Origin of the sequence: Paenibacillus sp. B01 (assembly GCF_009649995.1) — a bacterium.
Lineage (GTDB): Bacteria > Bacillota > Bacilli > Paenibacillales > Paenibacillaceae > Paenibacillus_O > Paenibacillus_O pasadenensis.
On sequence record NZ_CP045802.1, the window covers coordinates 4,247,968 to 4,266,582 of the forward strand.

At 62.6% G+C, this 18,615-nt stretch carries 17 protein-coding genes; 6 read left to right on the plus strand and 11 right to left on the minus strand.

Annotated features, from left to right (window positions below; genetic code table 11):
* Positions 1–167 precede the first annotated feature (167 nt).
* From GE073_RS18245 to GE073_RS18265, 5 genes are all read left to right on the plus strand, one after another.
* Positions 168–494 carry a YtrH family sporulation protein gene (locus GE073_RS18245; RefSeq protein WP_028599096.1) on the plus strand — a complete coding sequence of 109 codons (327 nt, stop codon included), beginning with the start codon at positions 168–170 and terminating at the stop codon, positions 492–494.
* A gap of 9 nt (positions 495–503) precedes the next feature.
* Positions 504–1,025 (plus strand): sporulation membrane protein YtrI, encoded by a 522-nt coding sequence (locus GE073_RS18250; protein ID WP_153784021.1) that lies wholly within the window; start codon positions 504–506, stop codon positions 1,023–1,025.
* A gap of 290 nt (positions 1,026–1,315) precedes the next feature.
* On the plus strand, positions 1,316–1,645 hold the full coding sequence (locus tag GE073_RS18255; RefSeq protein ID WP_043111396.1) for a YtpI family protein: 330 nt from the start codon (positions 1,316–1,318) through the stop codon (positions 1,643–1,645).
* A 239-nt stretch (positions 1,646–1,884) separates the two neighbouring features.
* Positions 1,885–3,285, plus strand: coding sequence for a PepSY-associated TM helix domain-containing protein (locus GE073_RS18260; RefSeq protein WP_153784022.1), 1,401 nt, complete (start codon positions 1,885–1,887; stop codon positions 3,283–3,285).
* Positions 3,286–3,302: 17 nt separating this feature from the next.
* Positions 3,303–3,791 carry a FixH family protein gene (locus GE073_RS18265; protein WP_028599099.1) on the plus strand — a complete coding sequence of 163 codons (489 nt, stop codon included), beginning with the start codon at positions 3,303–3,305 and terminating at the stop codon, positions 3,789–3,791.
* Between the two features lie 103 nt (positions 3,792–3,894).
* Here GE073_RS18265 and GE073_RS18270 read toward each other — a convergent pair whose 3' ends face one another.
* From GE073_RS18270 to GE073_RS18300, 7 genes are all read right to left on the minus strand, one after another.
* The gene (locus tag GE073_RS18270; RefSeq protein ID WP_153784023.1) at positions 3,895–4,569 is read right to left on the minus strand and encodes a hypothetical protein; all 675 of its coding nucleotides are present in this window, start codon (positions 4,567–4,569) and stop codon (positions 3,895–3,897) included.
* A 1,101-nt stretch (positions 4,570–5,670) separates the two neighbouring features.
* Positions 5,671–6,501 carry a TlpA family protein disulfide reductase gene (locus GE073_RS18275; protein WP_194843402.1) on the minus strand — a complete coding sequence of 277 codons (831 nt, stop codon included), beginning with the start codon at positions 6,499–6,501 and terminating at the stop codon, positions 5,671–5,673.
* Complete coding sequence (gene ccmA / locus GE073_RS18280) at positions 6,498–7,259, minus strand: heme ABC exporter ATP-binding protein CcmA (RefSeq protein WP_153784024.1); 762 nt, start codon at positions 7,257–7,259, stop codon at positions 6,498–6,500. The genes GE073_RS18275 and ccmA overlap by 4 nt, the downstream gene beginning before the upstream one ends.
* Positions 7,252–8,070, minus strand: coding sequence for an ABC transporter permease (locus tag GE073_RS18285; RefSeq protein ID WP_153784025.1), 819 nt, complete (start codon positions 8,068–8,070; stop codon positions 7,252–7,254). The genes ccmA and GE073_RS18285 overlap by 8 nt, the downstream gene beginning before the upstream one ends.
* A gap of 3 nt (positions 8,071–8,073) precedes the next feature.
* A complete protein-coding gene (locus GE073_RS18290; RefSeq protein ID WP_052333285.1) occupies positions 8,074–8,688 on the minus strand; it encodes a nitrous oxide reductase accessory protein NosL in 615 nt (204 codons plus the stop codon).
* Positions 8,685–10,037: a right-handed parallel beta-helix repeat-containing protein gene (locus GE073_RS18295; protein WP_153784026.1), complete on the minus strand. Its 1,353-nt coding sequence runs from the start codon at positions 10,035–10,037 to the stop codon at positions 8,685–8,687. The genes GE073_RS18290 and GE073_RS18295 overlap by 4 nt, the downstream gene beginning before the upstream one ends.
* A 137-nt stretch (positions 10,038–10,174) precedes the next feature.
* Complete coding sequence (locus tag GE073_RS18300) at positions 10,175–11,521, minus strand: DRTGG domain-containing protein (RefSeq protein WP_052333287.1); 1,347 nt, start codon at positions 11,519–11,521, stop codon at positions 10,175–10,177.
* A gap of 78 nt (positions 11,522–11,599) precedes the next feature.
* Between GE073_RS18300 and GE073_RS18305 the strand changes: the two genes are divergently transcribed.
* Positions 11,600–13,780: an amidase family protein gene (locus GE073_RS18305; RefSeq protein ID WP_153784027.1), complete on the plus strand. Its 2,181-nt coding sequence runs from the start codon at positions 11,600–11,602 to the stop codon at positions 13,778–13,780.
* 170 nt (positions 13,781–13,950) lie between these two features.
* On the opposite strand, the gene GE073_RS18310 is transcribed toward GE073_RS18305, so the two are convergent.
* The 4 genes from GE073_RS18310 to GE073_RS18325 form a co-directional block, all read right to left on the minus strand.
* Positions 13,951–14,874: a family 43 glycosylhydrolase gene (locus GE073_RS18310; RefSeq protein ID WP_153784028.1), complete on the minus strand. Its 924-nt coding sequence runs from the start codon at positions 14,872–14,874 to the stop codon at positions 13,951–13,953.
* Positions 14,875–14,896: 22 nt separating this feature from the next.
* The gene (locus tag GE073_RS18315; RefSeq protein WP_153784029.1) at positions 14,897–15,820 is read right to left on the minus strand and encodes a carbohydrate ABC transporter permease; all 924 of its coding nucleotides are present in this window, start codon (positions 15,818–15,820) and stop codon (positions 14,897–14,899) included.
* A 15-nt stretch (positions 15,821–15,835) separates the two neighbouring features.
* The gene (locus GE073_RS18320; RefSeq protein WP_153784030.1) at positions 15,836–16,807 is read right to left on the minus strand and encodes an ABC transporter permease; all 972 of its coding nucleotides are present in this window, start codon (positions 16,805–16,807) and stop codon (positions 15,836–15,838) included.
* Between the two features lie 79 nt (positions 16,808–16,886).
* Complete coding sequence (locus tag GE073_RS18325) at positions 16,887–18,611, minus strand: extracellular solute-binding protein (RefSeq protein ID WP_153784031.1); 1,725 nt, start codon at positions 18,609–18,611, stop codon at positions 16,887–16,889.
* Between the last annotated feature and the right edge of the window lie 4 nt (positions 18,612–18,615).

Here is an 18,615-nt window from a genome sequence, read left to right on the forward strand (position 1 = left end):
CCGCTGCGCGGACCGTCGCCCCATGGCTTCGGCTCCGGCGGCGCCCTGGGGCACATCTGTTCGCTCTTTCTTTCTATCTTATCATAAAAGAGCGCCGCAGTCCCATACAATGGACAAGGGAAGCCATTCCCATACTCCCTAGCGGAAAGGTGAGGCGGATGCGGAGCATGAACCTGATCCTGAGCAAGGCCCTGATCGACTTCTTCATCGCTTTCGGCGTCGTCGTCGGAGGCTCGCTGCTCGCCGGCATCGGCTCGGTGCTGGCCTTCTCCCCGCCCAGCGCGATGATGCTCGACACGGCGGACCGGCTGAAAATATGGGCGCTCGTCGCGGCCGTCGGCGGCACGATCGATCCGATGCGCGTCATCGAGAGCCATATGATGCACGGCCAGCTGTCGCCTGTCGCCCAGCAGCTGCTGTTCATCCTGTGCGCCTTCATCGGCGCCCATGCCGGCACGGAGCTCATCCGCCTCGTCTGCCGGGGATCGGGGTGAGCGCGCGCGATGCGAATTCCTCCGTTCGAGCGCTTCGTCCGCTTCACGCAAGGCGTCGGCCTCGTGCTCGCCGGCATGGTCATCGGGGCGGCCTTTTATCATGCTTTGTTCCAAGCGCAGTTCGACCGGGCCGCCAACCAGATCGGCAAGCTGGAGGATCAGCTCAACGAGCGCGACAACGACCTGAGCAAGCTGAACCAGTTCAAGGAGCAGCACTCCGTCATCAAGACCGTCCAGATCCGCTTCGAGGAAAGCTCCGACGCGGCCGGGCTCGACGAGCCGACGAAAGCCCGCCTCAAGGCGATGCTGCACAAGGATCTGCTCGTGCTCGAGGGCCAGAGCATCTATGAGATCGACCGCGAGTCGCGGCTCGCGCGCGAGCTGCTGGCGGGCAAGGTGTACCGCGACAAGGACAAGAGCTTCTCACTCGAGATCAAGACCGTGCTTGTCGTCGACAACAAGCTGCAGGTGTGGGCGAGCATCCGCCGCCGCGGGCCGGAGATCAGCAGCAGCGCCGAGCCGCAGGACTAGCGCGGGCCGGGATAGCGTGAGCCGGACGAGCCGCAGAACCAGCATGGACCGGAAGAAACGCAGGGCTGGCGCAGGCCGGACGAGCCGGTCGAGCCGGTCGGACGGCTTCGCCGAGCGGAGCTTTTATGATACAATGGCGCAAGGCGGGCTGGCTCTCTCCGTCCTCTGGCGGCGATGCACGTCTCGCTTCCAGAAAGACAAGATCTGCAGCCGCGATGCGCCTTTGCATTTGCTTGTCTTTACCAAAACCCCGGGCCTGCCGCCCATTCCAAAGGAGAAATCTCGGCTCTATGAACGACTCCGTCGCCTGGCTGCAATGGGTGCTCATTGCAGGCATCGTCCTCAGCTGCACGCTCTCGGTGCTGAACAGCTTCCGCTCGCGCCGCACCAAGGACGCGAACCTCAAGATCCTCTACGCCGCTCAGATGAACATCAGCATGGGCACGATGCTCATCCTGATCGCCCTCATCCAGATGTTCCTGTACGAGGGCTCCACGATCCGCGTCATCGTCGGCGCCGTGTTCATGCTGCTCGGCCTGTTCAACATCTTCGCCGGGCTGCGCAACCGCAGCATCATCCGCGGCGTCATCGCCCGCGCCGCCGAAGGCAAGTCCCGCTGACGCTGACATCCAGCCGCTGCCGCGCCCCCGAATCCGGCCTGTCCGGACGGGGGCGTTTTTCGGTTTGCCTTTTTCGCCGCGAACGAAAGAACGCGAGTCGTCGTTTTTTCCCCCGATCCGTCACTAAAATTTCACCCCAGCCGATGACGTCCATAGCCTGAAAGAGTCATGTCCTGCTCGCCTTCAGCCCCTATACTGGTTCAGTCATGATTCAATTCAATCAGGGGGAGTCGTTTCGAATGAGCACTCAGCTTGAAGGAGCAACGCCGGGAACGAAGGCGCGGCAGAAAGGATTGCTGCCGGCGCTGTATCAAAGCGTCTGGAGATGGCATTTCTATGCCGGGATCATCTTCGCGCCGTTCCTGATTCTTCTCGCCGTCAGCGGCGGAGCCTATCTGTTCAAGCCTCAGATCGAAGGCCAGCTCTACAAGGATCTGCTGACGGTTCGAGAGGTCGGCCAGGTCCGGATGTCGCCGGACGCCTTGTCGGCCGCCGTGCGCAAAGAGAACCCGGGACTTGCCATCCAATCGCTAACGCTGCCGTCCGACGCGCGATCCACGGTCAAGATGAGCGTCGTTCAGGGAGGCGTGCCGACGACGCTGTACGCGGATCCTTATACGGGCAAAATCGCCGGAACGCTGGATTCCGACAAGACGTTCTCTGCCGTATTCAAAAAGCTGCACAGCCAGCTGCTGCTGCCGGGAACGCTGCCGAACCGCATCGTCGAGCTCGCGGCCTGCTGGGGCCTCGTGCTCACGGTGACCGGCTTGTATCTATGGTGGCCGCGCGGACGGTTCAGCGTCTGGGGCACGCTGCTGCCACGCCTCGGCAAGCCGGGCAATCGGCTGTTTTGGAGAGACCTGCACGCCGTGCCTGCGTTCTGGCTGTCGATCCTCATCCTTGCCCTCATCCTCACCGGCCTGCCTTGGTCGGGCGTGCTGGGCGGCCAGATCGACAAGGCTGCCAACGCGACGAACACGAACAATCCGCCTTACGCCTACTCGTTCATGGGCGCGCCGGAGTCGGTCACGCGCGCCAAGGACATCGCCGCGGACTTGCCCTGGGCGGCCGAGAGCCTGCCCGTGCCGGCATCGGCGCCAGGCGGCTACGTGCCCATCACGGTGGACGAGGTCGCCGGCATCGCCGACCGCCAGCATGTGCAAAGGCCGTATACGATTACGTTGCCAAGCGGCGAGACAGGCGTATATACGATCTCAACCGCCGATGCCAAGCCATGGGATTCGGCCACGCTTCACGTCGACCAGTACAGCGGCACCGTGCTGACCGATGTCCGCTATGAGCAATACGGCGTCATGGCCAAGCTGATCACGCTCGGCATCGCCTTCCACGAAGGGAAGCTGTTCGGCATCGCCAACCAGCTGCTCGGCCTGCTCGCCTGCCTCGGCCTCATTCTCATCTCCGCCGGCTCGTACGTCATGTGGCGCAAGCGGGCTCCAGCCGGCAAGCTGGGCGCTCCGAACAAGCCGCGGGAGAAAAAAGCGTCGATCGGCGTCCTGATCATCATGGCCGTCCTCGGCGTGCTCATGCCGCTCGTCGGGCTTTCGCTGCTGGCCGTGCTCGCGCTGGATTGGCTCGTCATTCGCCGCGTGCCGGCGCTGCGCCGCTGGTTCGCGGTCTGAAAGGGAGGTCGACGACAATGAAACGAAATCGGATCGCAATCGCCGCCAGCGCGCTGCTGGCCGGCGCATCGATGCTGCTCGCCGGCTGCCAGGCGGACACTTCAGGGCTTGACGACAAAGGCTTCAAGCCCCATCTGACCGTCGATCTCCAGCTGCCGGAGCAGCTGGAGCAAGGTCAGGAAGGCCGCTTCGCCATCGTCGTGAAGGAGAACGGCGAGCCTTATGACGGCTTTTATCAAGCGCGCTTCCAGCTGTGGCCCGAAGACGGCTCGTCCGCTCCGGTGACCGCGCAGGCCGAGAAGACCGCGCCCGGAACGTATTCCTTCGTGCAGGCCATCGGCCCGGAAGGCGTCTACCGGATCAAGTTCAGCGGCGTCTCGGCCGACTACGAGATCATGCCGTCCAAGCGCTTCGCGATCGGCTCCGAAGCCGTCGAGGCGCTGGCCGAGATGGAAAAAGCCGGCGCCGCTGCGGCAGTTCCGGCTCCAGCCGGACATCATCACTGAGCGGCGGATCGACGCGGAACGGGCGGGAATCCTCGACACCGCACGGTCCGGCCATCCAAAGCCTGCCTGCTTGGCCCCACAAGCCAGGCAGGCTTTTTTTAGATCAGGTTACATCGTCCTTCCATGCGGGAAGCCGGTAGCGGCAAACTCTCGTTCCTTTCTGGACGGGAACCAGCCATCCTTCTGCTGCCAGCTTCCTCATGTACCGCTGGGCCGTTTTTGTATGAATTCCCAATTGCTCAGCTGCTCGATGCGGATATAGATACCCGTCCGTTCTCCGGGCAACCTGCAGCAAGCCAGCCTCAATGGGAGAGAAGCGACGCTCGGAGCCGGATGAAAGGTCAAGTCGGGACAGGATGGCTTGAAGAAGGCTTTGGACCAGCTGCGGCTCGGAGGCAAGCGCGTCATAGGGAACCGACACCGTCCGGTAGCCGAGTCCATAGAGATTCATTTCCCTCAGCAGCTCCCGGGTGTACTTTGTGCGGTCGCTCTGTTGGACATGCGGACCGTAGCCCTTGATTTCGAAATTCAACCGGTATGCGCCGCGAAACCAGACAAAATCCAAAAAGCTAGGCGAGCCTCGCCAGTCACGCACCTCATATTCCGGATGCAGGCCGTCAAAATGGCCGAACATAGGCCACCAGACACGCTCGAGAAAGAGCTTCTCCCCATGGCCGTGTCCTCTTAGCAGGCGATCCTTTCTCTCTCCGGATCGAGACTGGACATGCTTTTGAAGCCATAAAGCGTGAGCCGATTGAAACTCAGCGAGTCCTTTCATGACGCTCCTCCTTTTCAACAAAAAACGTCCTGTTTGATTGCCCCTCGCCCATCTTAAATGGGGAAGGCAATCGAACAGGACGTTCTTCGTCACGGTTATTCTTCTATGGAAATACTCTACCATTTTATGCCGGCTTCGGCAATAAGAACAACCAAGGCAATTTCAGCTCCCTTGCGGCGTCGACTCGGCTGGTTCCGACTAACCAAGGCACTCTCGACTCCCTCGCGGCTTCGACTCGGCTGGTTCCGACCAGCCAAGGCACTCTCGACTCCCTGGTGACGTCGACCAGGTTGGATTCGACCAGCCAAGGCACTCTCGGCTCCCTCGCGGCGTCGACTCGGCTGGTTGCGACCAACCAAGGCACTCTCGACTCCCTCGCGGCGTCGACTCGGCTGGTTGCGACCAACCAAGGCACTCTCGACTCCCTCGCTGCGTCGACTCGGCTGAATCCGACCAGCCAAGGCACTCTCGATTCCCTCGCGGCGCCGACTCGGCTGGTTCCGACTAACCAAGGCACTCTCGACTCCCTCGCTGCGTCGACTCGGCTGGTTCCGACCAGCCAAGGCACTCTCGACTCCCTCGCGGCGTCGACCCGGCTGAATCCGACCAGCCAAGGCACTCTCGACTCCCTTGCGGCGTCGACTCGGTTGGTTCCGACCAGCCAAGACACTCTCGACTCCCTCGCGGCGTCGACCCGGCTGGTTACGACCAACCAAGGCACTCTCGACTCCCTCGCGGCGTCGACCCGGCTGGTTCCGACCAACCAAGGCACTCTCGACTCCCTCGCGGCGTCGACTCGGCTGGTTGCGACCAACCAAGGCACTCTCGGCTCCCTCGCGGCGTCGACTCGGCTGAATCCGACCAGCCAAGGCACTCTCGACTCCCTCGCGGCGTCGACTCGGCTGGTTGCGACCAACCAAGGCACTCTCGACTCCCTTGCGGCTTCGACTCGGCTGGTTCCGACTAACCAAGGCACTCTCGACTCCCTCGCTGCGTCGACTCGGCTGGTTCCGACTAACCAAGGCACTCTCGACTCCCTCATCCGCCGGACCGATGCCGACCTGGAAAAAAGCGTGCAGCTGTCAGGAGGAAGCTTCTGCCTTAGCGCGCCGCGTCCAGCGCATCGAGCACCTCGTCCGCGCTGGCGAATTCGCCCTGCACGATGCGCTCGATGCGGCCGTCGGGCCCGATGACGAACGAGGCCGGCAGCGCCCGTACGCGGAACGCGCCCGCCGCCTCGCCGGCAGCGTCGGAAGCGAGCGGCAGCGCGATGCCGCTCGCCTCGGCGAACTCCGTCATCGTAGCGCGGCTGTCGCCGACGTTGACGACAAGCACCGCGCCGCTCCCCTGCGGCCGCTCCGCCAGCTTGGCCGCAGCCAAGTCGATGCGCGGCAGCTCGCGCTTGCAAGGCTCGCACCAGGTCGCCCAAAAATGGACGAGCACCGGCTCCCCCCGAAAGTCGGCGAGCCGCAGCCGCGTTCCGGTCCCCGGCAGCGCCGCCTCGATCGCCGGGGCCGGCTCGCCGACCGCGATCCGCCCGTCGGACGCTCGCGGAGCGCCGCCGAGCAGCAGCCAGCCGATAGCTGCGGCCGTTCCCGCCAAGACGAGCAAGCTCAGCCAGGCTGCCGCCCGCCTGCGCCTTGGCCGACGGACAGAACCGTCCGCCCCTCCGTCGTCTTCACGCCCGGCGTTCGGGCCACCGCCCTCTCCTTCGCCGCCTGCCGGCCCGGCGCCCGTGCGGTCGCGATACTCCTCCGACGACGCGCTCACGTCTGCCCCCGCTTCGTCCGCTCCGCCGCCTGCCGGCCCGGCGCCCGTGCGGTCGCGATACTCCTCCGACGACGCGCTCACGTCTGCCCCCGCCTCGTCCGCTCCGCCGTCTGCCAGCCCGGCGCCCGTGCGGTCGCGATGCTCCTCCGACGACGCGCTCACGTCTGTCCCCGCCCTGCCCGCTCTGCCGCGCCGCCCGCCTGGCGGCTGTCGGTGAAGGCCGCGTGCAGGCCGCCGCTGCCGTATTGCCGCAGCAGCTCCGCGACGGAGCCCTGGCGCACCGCCGAGCCCTCGCGCATGAACACGATCTCGTCCGCGCTCGCCTCGGCGACCGGGAGCTGATGCGTGGAGTACAGCACCGAGTGGCCTTCCGAGCGCAGCTTGCGCACAAGCTCCACGAACGAGTCCATCCAGTACGGATCGAGCCCGTTCGTCGGCTCGTCGAGCACGAGCAGCGGCGGCTTGGCCAGCATCGCCTGGGCGAACAGCAGCCGCTGCCGCATCCCTTTGGAGAAGGCCGTCACCTTGCGGTCCCGCATGTCCGCGAGGCCGACCTCCACCAGCGCCTCTTCGGTGCGGCTTTTCGGCAGCCCGCGCAGCGACGCCCAGAACTGCAGCGTCTCCCATGCGGTCAGGCCGCGCGCGAACGTATAGTCGTCGGGCATGTAGCCGAGCTTGTCCGCATAAGCGCGCCGGTCCTGCTGCCAGCGCAATCCGTCCACCTCCACATGGCCGGACGTCGGCTGCAGCAGCCCCATGACGAGCCGCAGCAGCGTGCTTTTGCCTGCGCCGTTGCCGCCGCACAGCGCCAGCACGCGGCCCGCTCCGAGCTCCAGCGAGATGTCCCGCACGAGCGTCTGGCTTTTGATCGTTTTGCCGACCTGCTCGACGCGCAGCAGCGGCTTCGTTGCGTCAGCCATGACGCCGCCCCCTTTCCCAAGCCCAGACGGCGATGCCGCCGGCTCCAGCGATCCAGGCGAGGCAGATGCCCGCGAACAGCAGCGGCCCCCAGCCTCCCGCCATCACCTCGACCCAGCGGTAATAGTCCGGTCCGAGGATCGAGCCGCCGCCGAGCCGGACGACGACGAACAGCCGCACCAGCTCCGCCGGATTGAGCAGCGTCAGCGCGGTCAGCGCCGGCTTGATCCATAGATACGGCAAGTAGCCCAGCGAGGCGATAAGCAGCGTCGGCCAGCCGATGACGGTGAAGAACCAGAAGGCGACCGCATACGTCAGCGCCTGCCAGCGATTCGCCGCCACGGTGCCGATCAGCAGCGCGACGGCCAGGTACAGCAGCACGAGCAGCAGCGAGAAGGCGAGGAACAGCAGCAGCGTCCGCAGGTCGAAGCCGCCGCCCGCGAGCGCGCCCGCAACTCCGCTGGCGCCGAAGGCGAAGGCGACGATCGCGCCAAGCACGAGCGACAGGCCGGCATATTTGCCGAAGACGAAGCTGGAGGTGCGCAGCGGATAGACGGCGAGCAGCTGCCAGCTGCCCTCTTCCTTTTCCGCCGTGAGCGAAAAGCTGCCGATGAGCAGCGTCATGAGCGGCAGCAGGTACAGGATCAGGCTGAGCATCGAGCCGGTCGTGCTCGTGTAGCCGCCGCCGGGGCTTTGCGCCCCGATCAGCAGCAGCAGCAGCGAGAAGATCGTGAACAGCACGAGGAACGAATAGGACCACGGGTTGCGGAAGCCGAGCTTGATCTCCCTGCGGGCGACATGGACCGCGTTCATCGCCTAGTGGCCGGAGCCCGCATTGGATGCGTTCTCGCTCATGTCCATGCCGCCTTCATGACCTGCGTTCTCGCTCATGTCCATGCCGTCGCCATGGCTCTCGCCCGCGTCGCCGTCGTGGGAATGCCCTTCGCCCATCATCATGTCCTTGTTCTGCTCCCAGCTGTGGCTGGCGAGCTCGGCCGCCGTCAGCAGCTGCCCTTTGCCCTGCTCCTGGGCGAACGCCTCGGCCGATGCCTTGTCCTTAAAGCTGACGACCCCGTACGCCATCGGCGTCTTCAGATCCTTGTCATAGACGTAATACGCGTCGGCGTATGCGATCCATTCCTTGTCGTTGTAGTCGCGAACGTACTCGCCGCCGATTTTCGCCGCGGCGTTTTTCGCTTTCCAGTCGTTCATGCAGCCGATATCGTCGAACTTGAACGTTTTGCCCTCCGTCGTCGTCAGCTGCGTCGCGAAGGCGTCGTCCTTGACGGTCATGTTGCAGATCGCGCATTTGTCGACGGACTCGTCGATCGGCACCGGACCGTAGTCCTTGGAGCCGCAGGCCGCCAGCAGCAGCAGCGTCAGGAGCGCCGCCAGCGGCAGCGTCCGGCTCAGGCATCGCTTTGTTGTCATCGTTTCCTTACCCCCAATAAAATGATGGTCGACGCCGCCAGCAGCAGCGCCGCTCCGGCCGTGGCGGTCGCCCCGCTCGCCGCAGGCTCGGCCGCGGAGTCCGCGGCGCCGGCGAGGGCCGGCTGCTCCATGAGCGGAGCGCGGTCGCGGGTCCAGTCCGCGGAATCGGCCGCCATGAGGCCCTCGAGAAACTTCATGCCCGGCGACTGAAAGAACAGCTGGAACGCCGGCGTATCCTTCGTCAGCCGCTGGAAAAACGGATTCATCGGATAGGCCAGATCGCTCTTGCCGTCCCCGTTCGGGTCCAGGCCCTGGAACGCGTCCCAGTAGTTGCCCTCGATCCGGTTGCCCGCGCTGCCGTCGGCCATCGTCTCGATGACGTTGGAGACGAAGCGGTTGCCGGCCAGCTCGTTGTCCGCCGAGTCGAGCAGCTGGATGCCGACGAAGTTGTAGGAGACGTCGTTGCCCGTCCATACGTTGTTCGCGGAGCGCTCGATGTAGAGGCCGACGCGGTTGCCGACCAGCTCGTTGCCGGTCACCTGCATGTCCTCGACCTCGTAGAACAGCATGCCCTGCGAGTTGACGCTCCCCTTCTGCAGCTTGAAGGCGTTGCCCGCGATCGTCCCGCCGCGCGACACCATCGCCATGATGCCGGTCACGTTATGCGAGCCGCGGTTGCCCTCCACCTCGGTGTTCCTGGTGTACATCAGATGCACGCCATAGCGGGAAAAGTCCACGACATTGCCGCGGACGGCCGTATTGTTGCTGCCCTCCAGGTAGATGCCGTCGAACATGCTGCTGACGCGGTTGTCCTCGATCGTATTGCCATGCGACCGGTACAAGTCGATGCCGTTGCGCCGCTCCGAGGCGCGGGCGGAACGGCCGAGCAGCTCCGGCGTCGCCTCGACGGCATTGTTCCGGATGACCGAGCCGTCGGATTCCTGCAGCTGGATGCCGATCGTCCTCGTCACGATGCGCAGCCCCTCCACGCGGACGCCGTCGCCCTCGACGAGCACGGCCGCCGCCTCGCCGCCGCTGTCCTTGACGATCGACAGGCCGGAGATGGAGGCGAAGTCCGCGCGGACGGCGACCGCAGGCTTGTCCGCCGCTCCGCTATGGAGCGTGACGCCTTCGCCCTGCACGACGAGCGGCTTGTCGACGACGAGCTCCCCGTCATAATCGCCCGCCGGCAGCACGACCGTGCTTCCATGCGGCGCCTCGTCGATCAGCTTCTGCAGCGCTCCCGCTTCGGCCTGGGCGGCCTCCGATGCCGGGATCGGCCCTGCCGCGCCTGCGCCGACCGCGAGGACGGCGGCCAGCGCCAGGCGATACGCGATTTTGCCGATCATCCTCTCCTCCTTTCCGTCGATGCGCGTCCTTGGCGCCTGACTCCAGCATAATCGTCCGCGGGCGGCGCGGCATGACCCGTTGGAGCTATCCCCTGTGAAGAAATCCCGAACGAAAGCCGCGGTGGCGAAGAGCGCTTCTAGCCGTCCATCAGCTGCATCGACAGGATCGCCTTGGCGGCTACGCCTCCGGGATCCGACAGCTCGATCTCGAGCCTGGCGTTTTTGCGGCTCAGCTCCAGCACGGCCGGCTCCAGCACGAGCTCGGCGTCGATCGCCACCGGACGGAAGAAATACGTCGTCACGCTCTCGACCATATGGTCGCCTCGACCGCTCTCGCGGACCATGCGCCGCGCCGCCTGCAGCATGAGCGTCGAGAGCACGCCTTCGGACACAGTGCCCGGCATGCCGGACATCTGGGCGGCGGCGACGCCGGCGTAGCGGAAGCCCTTGGCGCTGCCGTCCGGCTTGAAGCCGGCCAGGATCAGCTCGTCGAACGTCTCGCCGGATTCGCCCTGGCGGCCGGTGATGCGCATCGCCTCCTGCACCTCCTGACGCGTGATGACGCCGAGCAGCCGCCGGTGGCGGTCGACGACCGGCAGCAGGTCGATGCCCTCGGCGGCCATCGTATGCGCGGCCGACGTCACCGTGATGTTGGGCGCGGCGGTGATCGGATGACGCGTCATGAGCCGCTCCACGGGCGCGTCCGGCTCAGAGCCGGCAGCGTCCTTGGCGGTCATCATGCCGCTCACGCGGCCGCGCTCGTCGAGCACGGGGAAGCGGAAGCTGCCGGTGAGTCCCGCCAGCCGGTGGAAGTCGGCCGCCGTATCGCCGTGCTTCAGCACGTCGGCGGGACGGGCGAAGCTCATGATGTCCTCGATGAGCACGATTTTCTGCTTGATGAGGCGGTCGTACATGGCGCGGTTGATCATCGAGGCGACCGTGAACGTATCATGCCGCGAGACGATGATCGGCAGCCCGCGCTCGTCCGCGAGCCGCTTGGCCTCGTCGCTCGTATCGAAGCCGCCGGTGATGAGCACGCCCGCCCCTTGCTCGAGCGCGAGCCGGTGCGCCTCCTCGCGGTTGCCGACGATGAGCAGGCTGTCTTCATTAATATAGCGAAGCATCGCATCGAGCTCCATCGCGCCGATGACGAACTTGTGGAGCGTCCGCTGCAGGCCGCCGGAGCCGCCGAGCAGCTGGCCCTCGACGATGTCAGCAACGTCTCCGAACGTCAGTCCTTCGAGCGAGCCCCGCCGGGAGCGGTGCACGCGGACGGTGCCGATCCTTTTTTTGGTGGCGACGACGCCGAGCTCCTCGGCCTCCTTGATCGCCTTGTACGCCGTGCCTTCGCTGACGTCGAGCTCGCGGGCGATGCCGCGCACGGAGATGCGCGTGCCCGGCTCCAGCGCCTCGATGTGCCGGATCAGCTGCTCGTGCTTGGTCATCGTCTCGAGCGACGACGGGGGATGGTTATCGGGTGGCATGAGAGGTCCTTCCGCCTTTCCTTTCGCTGACGCTTCTTTTGTTCCCTTGATTATAGCGAATCGGGCGGGCGCTGTCTTTTGAGCTCGCCTGCCGCTGGCGATATTCGCGAAGACCCGCTTCGACATCGTACATGCAAAGGCTCTAAAAATGCTTTGACAAGTCAATCGATATGCACTAAGATCCCTCGTGTAAGCATTCATTACATAGGGGGTCGTATCGGTATGAGGAAGAGAACAAGAAACTACCGTCGATTGTTAGGTATTCCCACCCTTGCTGCAATGCTGCTGGGAGGCGTCCTGCCGGCTTATGCCCTGAATGACAACGGAATGTTCGAAGAAGCGGCAACAACGACAGCTGCCCTGAACCGGCTGAAGGCCGTCGTCGAAGAATCGAAGAAGCTGCAGCTGAACGATTACCCGGCCGAGTATGCGGCGCAAGTCAAGCATGCCCTCTCGAAGGTAAGCAACCTCACTCCGAACAGCCCTGTTTTCAACATCGACCAGACCCGGCTTCAGCTGCGGGTCGCGATCGACACGCTCACGATCGACCTGCAAAAAGCAACGATCTCCGACATCCAGGCGATGGTCAAATCCGGCAAGCTCTCTTACGAAAAACTGCTCCAAATGTATTTTTCTCGAATCGATCTGTACAACACCCATACCGTTCAACTCAATGCCGTATCGAGCCTGAATCCCAATGCGCTGAAGCTGGCGGCAGCCGCAGATGCGGCCGTGAAGGCCGATCCGTCCAAAGCAGCCGGCATGTTCGGCATCCCTGTACTCATAAAGGACAATATCGGAACCGATGACGCGGACGGCATGCCGACGACGGCAGGCTCGATAGCTCTCGCCAACAACTTCGTCGCCGACGACTCCTATGTCGCGGCGCAGCTGAAGAAATCCGGCGCGATCATCCTCGGCAAGACGAACCTGTCGGAGTTCGCCAACTTCATTACCCGCGGCATGAAGAACGGCTATTCGACGCTCAATGGACAAGTTCTCAATCCTTACTTGCCCGGAGTGCTCGATGTGTCCGGCTCTTCATCCGGCTCAGGCTCGGCCGGCGCCGCCGCGCTGTCCGCCATAACGATCGGCACGGAAACATCCGGCTCCATCCTCTCCCCGTCGATGCGGAATTCCCTGGTCGGCTTGAAGCCGACGGTAGGACTCGTCAGCCGCAGCGGCATCATCCCGCTGGCCCACAGCCAGGATACAGCCGGCCCCATGGGGCGCAATGTCGCTGATGTAGCGTCCTTGCTCACCGCAATTCAAGGCTATGACGCAAGCGACATTCCGATCAATATGGGCGTAGACAATGAAATTGTCGTCGACGAATCGTACCTGGCTCCCCGCATGGAAGACTATACGGCCTACCTGAAAAAGGACGGGCTTAAAGGCAAAGTGCTCGGCGTATACAGCATTCCCAATCAGGAGACTCAGCCTGATCTGTACAAGGCGTTCACCGAGGTGATCAAGACGCTGCAAGCGCAGGGAGCCTCCATCGTGTATGGCGCCAACGGCGCCGGCATGAGCAGCGAGCTGCCGGCGGCTCCGGCATCGAAGGTGCTTTACTACGACTTCAAGCAGGATATCGAACATTACTTGAGCTCGCAGAAAAACCCGATTGTGGCGAGCGACAAGCAAACGATCATCAAAAGCCTCCAGGATGTCATCGACTACAACAAGAAAAACCTAAGCGTCCTGAAATACGGCCAGAGCATCCTGGAAGAGTCGGTCGCCTATGACATGACGCCTGGATCCGCCGATTATGCAAGCTACGAAAAGGATCGGGCGGCCGATATCGCCTACTCCCGCAAAAACGGCATCAACTATTTGCTTGACAAATACAAGCTGGACGCTCTTATCGGCTTGAACGGCGCCACGACCGGCATCGCCGCCAAAGCCGGTTATCCAAGCATCACCTTGCCGGCCTCTTACCGCACGGCGGAAGGCAGCAACGGAGAGCCGGTCAACCTGCAAATTACCGGCGACGCTTTTACAGAAGAGCAGCTCATTCAGATGGGATATGCCTTCGAGCAAGCGACTCACGCGCGGATCGCGCCGGGCATGGCGGTCAAAACCCGCCTGAAGCAGCTCCTCGACGATGCGGCCGCGAACGGCGTGAGCGGCGATGCCTACGATGCCGCTGCCGCTGCCTACAGCAGCAACTTCGCCACGCAAAAAGAAGTCGATGAAGCAGGAAACGCCCTGTATCTGAAGCTTTATCAATCGTGGTGGGCAGGATTCCTGCACATCTAGGTCCGTTGCTGAACGTTGCAGCTTCGCATGGGCGGAGCTCCAAAAAAACAAAAAAGAACCTGCGCCAGATCCTTGGATCGGCGCAGGTTCTTTTTGGCAGGCGATCTCCAGGACATCCGCGCTTGGAAAGCAGCTCCGAGTCCAGAAGCGGCGCGAGGACAAGTCCGCCGCTATTCCGCCTTCAAATGCAGCTCGAACGCCTCATTCCGATCGCACACGAGCCGTCCGTCCCGAACCTCCAGTCGGGCAGCCTGCACGGAGGAGCGACGCTGCTCGTAGCCTGCCTTGCCTCCCGCCCCGGTCTGCGAGCGTCCCGGATGGGTGAAGTAGAAGATGTACGCCTCGTCGCCCGACACGACGACATCAGCATGATGGCCGAAGCCCGCGTCGTCGTCGCGGAGCCCGGATTCGTCCAGAATGAGGCCCTGCGGCTCCCAGCTCTCCAGATCGTCGGACCGGAAGACGCCCTGCCCCCGCCATTCGTCGACAATCATCCAATAGCTGCCTTTGAAGCGAAACACGTTCGGCCCTTCGTGTCCGCGATGGGCCAGCGCGGCACCGACCGGCTTCCACTCGTACAGGTCGTCGCTGTCCGCCGCATAGGTGGCCGAGCCGTTCCCTTCGTCCTTATACCACATGCGAAATCCGCCGCCCGGCTTCTCGTGCACGCAGGCGTCGATCACCCGGTCCGAGCTGAGCCGCAACGGACCTTGCAGCCTCCAGTCGAGCAGATCCGCGCTCGTATAATGCACGATCGTCCGCGGGCCGGACCAGTCGGTTCGGACGCCCTGGATATAGCTGACGTACATATGGTAGATGCCGTCATGCCACACGATCTCCGGGGCCCAGAACGTATTGCGGCCCCATTCGAAGTCCAGGCCGGACAGCGTGCCCCGGTACACCCAGGTTCGGCCGCCATCCGCAGAGGAGGCGACGCCGAGGTCGCTGCCGTGAACCCATGCGACGCCGGGCCCTTCCGCTGTCGCTCTCCGGCTCGTATACACGAGCCACCATTCCCGCGTCCCCCGGTTGTAGATGAGCGTCGGATCGGTCGCTCCGTCGTAGATCGGATCTCGGAACAATGGCGCTTGCATGGTCATCCCCCTATTCCTTTCGTTACCCTTTGACAGAGCCGAGCAGAACTCCTTTAATGAAGAAGCGCTGCGCGAACGGGTACAGGATGATCATCGGAATCGAGGCGATGATCATCGAGGCCAGCTCGATCGTCTGCGTCGTAATCTCGCCTTGCCCCTTGGCAAGCGACAGCAATTCCGAGATCGCCGGATTCGAGAGCGCGGCTGTGCTGGACAGCTGCTCGACCGCCGAGCTCGTCTGCAGCAGCTTCAGAATCAAATACTGAAGCGTCTGCAAATGCTCCGATTGCGTGAAATAGAGCGTCGTTCCGTAATCGTTCCAAATGCCGACCGCCGTGAAGATCGACAGCGCCGCCAGCACCGGCTTGGACAGCGGCAGCACAATGCGGAAGAAGATCTGGAATTCGCTCGCGCCGTCCAGCTTGGCCGACTCGAACAGCGCTTCGGGAATGCCCTTGTAGTTCGCATTAAAAATAATGACGTTCCAGAAGCCCCCGAACAGCGAGGGGATGATGTACACCCAGTACGTATCATACAGATCCAGCCAGTTCATCAGCATGAAGGAGGGAATGAGCCCGCCGCTGAAATACATGCTGACGAAGCCGAGCATCATATACCATTTTTTACCTTTTAAATACGAGCGAGAGAAGGCATACGCGAACATCGCGGTATATAAAATCGATATAACCGTGACGATGACGGTGCGCGTCACCGTGACCCATGCTGCCTGAAGCAGCCAAGGGTCCGCCATTACGGTCCGCCAGCTTGCCCAGGTGAACATCCGGGGCCAGACGAAAACGGGGCCGTGCTGCAGATCCGCCCCGTTGTTCAGCGAGCTGATGATCGCGTACCAAAATGGATATACGGTCACAATCATGATCACGACCATGATCGCTGCATTCGAGATGTGAAAGAATCGTTCTCCCGGAGACTTTCCTCCCACCATGCCAAGCTGCCTCCTTTAGAACAGACCCGATTTGGTCAACTTGTTCGATGCGTAGTTCGCCCCGACGAGCAGCAGGAGTGCGAGCACCGACTTCAAGAGGCCGATCGCTGTCGCCGTGTCGAATTGGAATTGCAGGAGGCCCGTCTGGTACACGTAAGTGTCGATGACCTGGCTCGCCGGCAAGTTAAGCGAGTTCTGGAACACGTAAATTTGAGTGAAGTTGTTGTTCAGCATGCCGCTGACCGCGAAAATGACCAGGATCATCAGCGTAGGCATAATGCCCGGGATGGTAATATGGAGCATTCGCTTGAACCGCCCCGCTCCATCGATCGCCGCCGCTTCGTACAGCGACTGCTCGATGCCGGCCATAGCGGCCAAGTACAGAATGGCGCCCCAGCCGATGTCCTTCAACAGATTGGTCACGATCGCAAGCCCCCAGAAGTAGCTCGGATCGGCCAGGAACTGGATCGGCTTGCTCACCAGGTGAAGCTCGGTCAGCAAATAATTGATGATGCCGCCCTGAGGATTCAGCAGCGTGATGAACAGACCGCCGTAGATGACCCAGGACAGAAAGTGGGGCAAGTACGTCACCGTCTGAATAAGCGACTTGAACTTGGCGCTTGTAATCTCGTTCAGCAGCAAGGCGAAGCCCAGTGTAACCGGGATTCCGACCAGCGAGCCTAACAAATTGATTCCGAGCGTGTTCCTCACCATCGGCCAGAACTGGAAGTCGTGAAACATCATCGTGAAATTCTCAAAACGGTTCCAAGGACTCGTGAAGATGCCCTTGATTCCGCTGATCGGGTCGTAGTCCTTGAACGCCATCACCAGACCGAACAAAGGAAAAAAGTTGAATACGATCATGATCGCAACTCCCGGCCAGATCATAGCCAGCAATTGCGACTGCGTCCGCCAATCGCGCTGCAGCGCATAGCCTTTTTTGCTCCTGCGGCCCGGTACGAAGCGCCGCGCTTCCGCCAGCTTCATCCGCGTGTCCCCTCCGTGCGAGCCCTCGAGCTGCCGAGACGACAAGTCGTCTCGGCAGCTCTGGACTCTCTGTCTCGAATTATGAGTTGATGCCCTTGACCGTCACGCCGAGCGATTGCTCCTGCTTGTGGAACTGCTCGTTGATCTTCGCGTTGATTTCGTCCAGTCCCATCTGCTTCGCCTTCGCGATCGTATCGTTATAGATTTGGTCACGCGAGGCTTCATCCTTGGCCAGGACCATCTTGGACACTTGAGCCTCCAGATAGGTCTGGATCTGCAGCTGGTCGTTGGCCATCTTGCTTCCGGCGGCGATGAAGTCGCTCGGCATCTGCAGCGGCGTCGTGTCGTAAATCTCGGACGCCTTGCCGATCGTCGTCTGCACCGTCCGGGCCATCAGGCCGTCCGTTCCTTTGGCGCTCGTCGGCTCCTTCGTCGCATGGTCGTGCCAGGCGATGTTATGGAACGGCCAAAACGCCATGACCCCCGTCGTCGAATAGCTCGCGGCATCCTTCAGCCCTTGTTCGGTCTGGACAGCAAGCCCGTTCTCCAGCGTGTAGCCCTTGCCCTCGAAACCGTAGTAATTGAGAAGCAAGCCTTCGTCGCTCGTCATAAAATCAAGCCACTTGGCGATCTGCTCGGGATGCGGCGCCGACTTGGAGATGAACGTGCTCATCCAGCCCGCGCCGGCCTTCATCGATTTGCCGAACACCGGCTTCGTGTTCTGGTTCGACAGAACCGGGCCCGGCGTCGTCCAGGTCGAGACCGCATCCTCGTCCGTGAAGCCCGTGTCGGCCGTGTTGCCGATGAAGGCGAAGACGCGCCCGCTCTTGACGGCCGCCTTCGTCGCGGTGCCGTCAGTCGTCATCTGGCTCGGATCGAAGGCGCCTTGCTTCGCCGCCTTGTATAAGAAGTCGATGGCGTGCTTCGTCTCCGGCGCCAGGATGATGTCCCGGTAATTCCCGTCCTTGTCGACAGGCATCGCGCCGAACATCCCTTCCAGCACGCCCAGCGTTCCCCCGTGACCGTTCCTTCCAACGTTGATCCCCGCATAGCCCTTGCCGTCGATCTGCAGCGGAATGACCGGTGCGCCGTTGAACTGCATGCCCTTCACCTTGTCGAACGCGGCGAGCACTCCGTCTTCCGTCTTCAGATCGTCCGCCTTGATGCCCGCTTGCTGCATGATCTGCTCGTTGAACATGATCGATCCGTTCCCCCGGAACTTCGCGAAGTCGGAGTAGAACTCGCTCGACGGCGGATAGAGCTCGCGCGCGTCCTTCGAATCCATGTGGCTCGGATAGGCGTACCAGCCTCCATCCCGATCGATCAGCGCTTGCTTGATGTCGCCTGGGAAATTGGCGAGCAGCGGGGAATCCGGATCGTATTGCTTCAGGAACTCATCCAGATTCCACACCTTGTCGGCTTGAATCAGCTTTTTGATCAGCGTGCCGTCCGTTATGGACATGACGTCGGGCAGCTTATCCCCATTGACGAGCATGAGGCTCAGCTTGGTGCCGGCATCCTGCGCCGGAATGTTGAATTCGAAGCTGATCCCGGTCTTGCTCGTGATCGTGCCCTCGACCGAATTCGGGTCCGAATTCCACGGCGACGGAGGATTCCAGCCGCTCACGTCCGAGAACCAGGTCAGCTTCACCGGCGCCGTCGTCTCGTTGTTGCTTCCGGACGCGTTGGCCGGCGCACCACTGTTGCCGCTTTCATTTCCGTTCGATGCATTGGAGCTGCATCCGGCAAGCAGGATTGTCCCTACGAGCAGCGCCGCCGCTCCCGCTTTGAGCTTCCAAATCATGCTT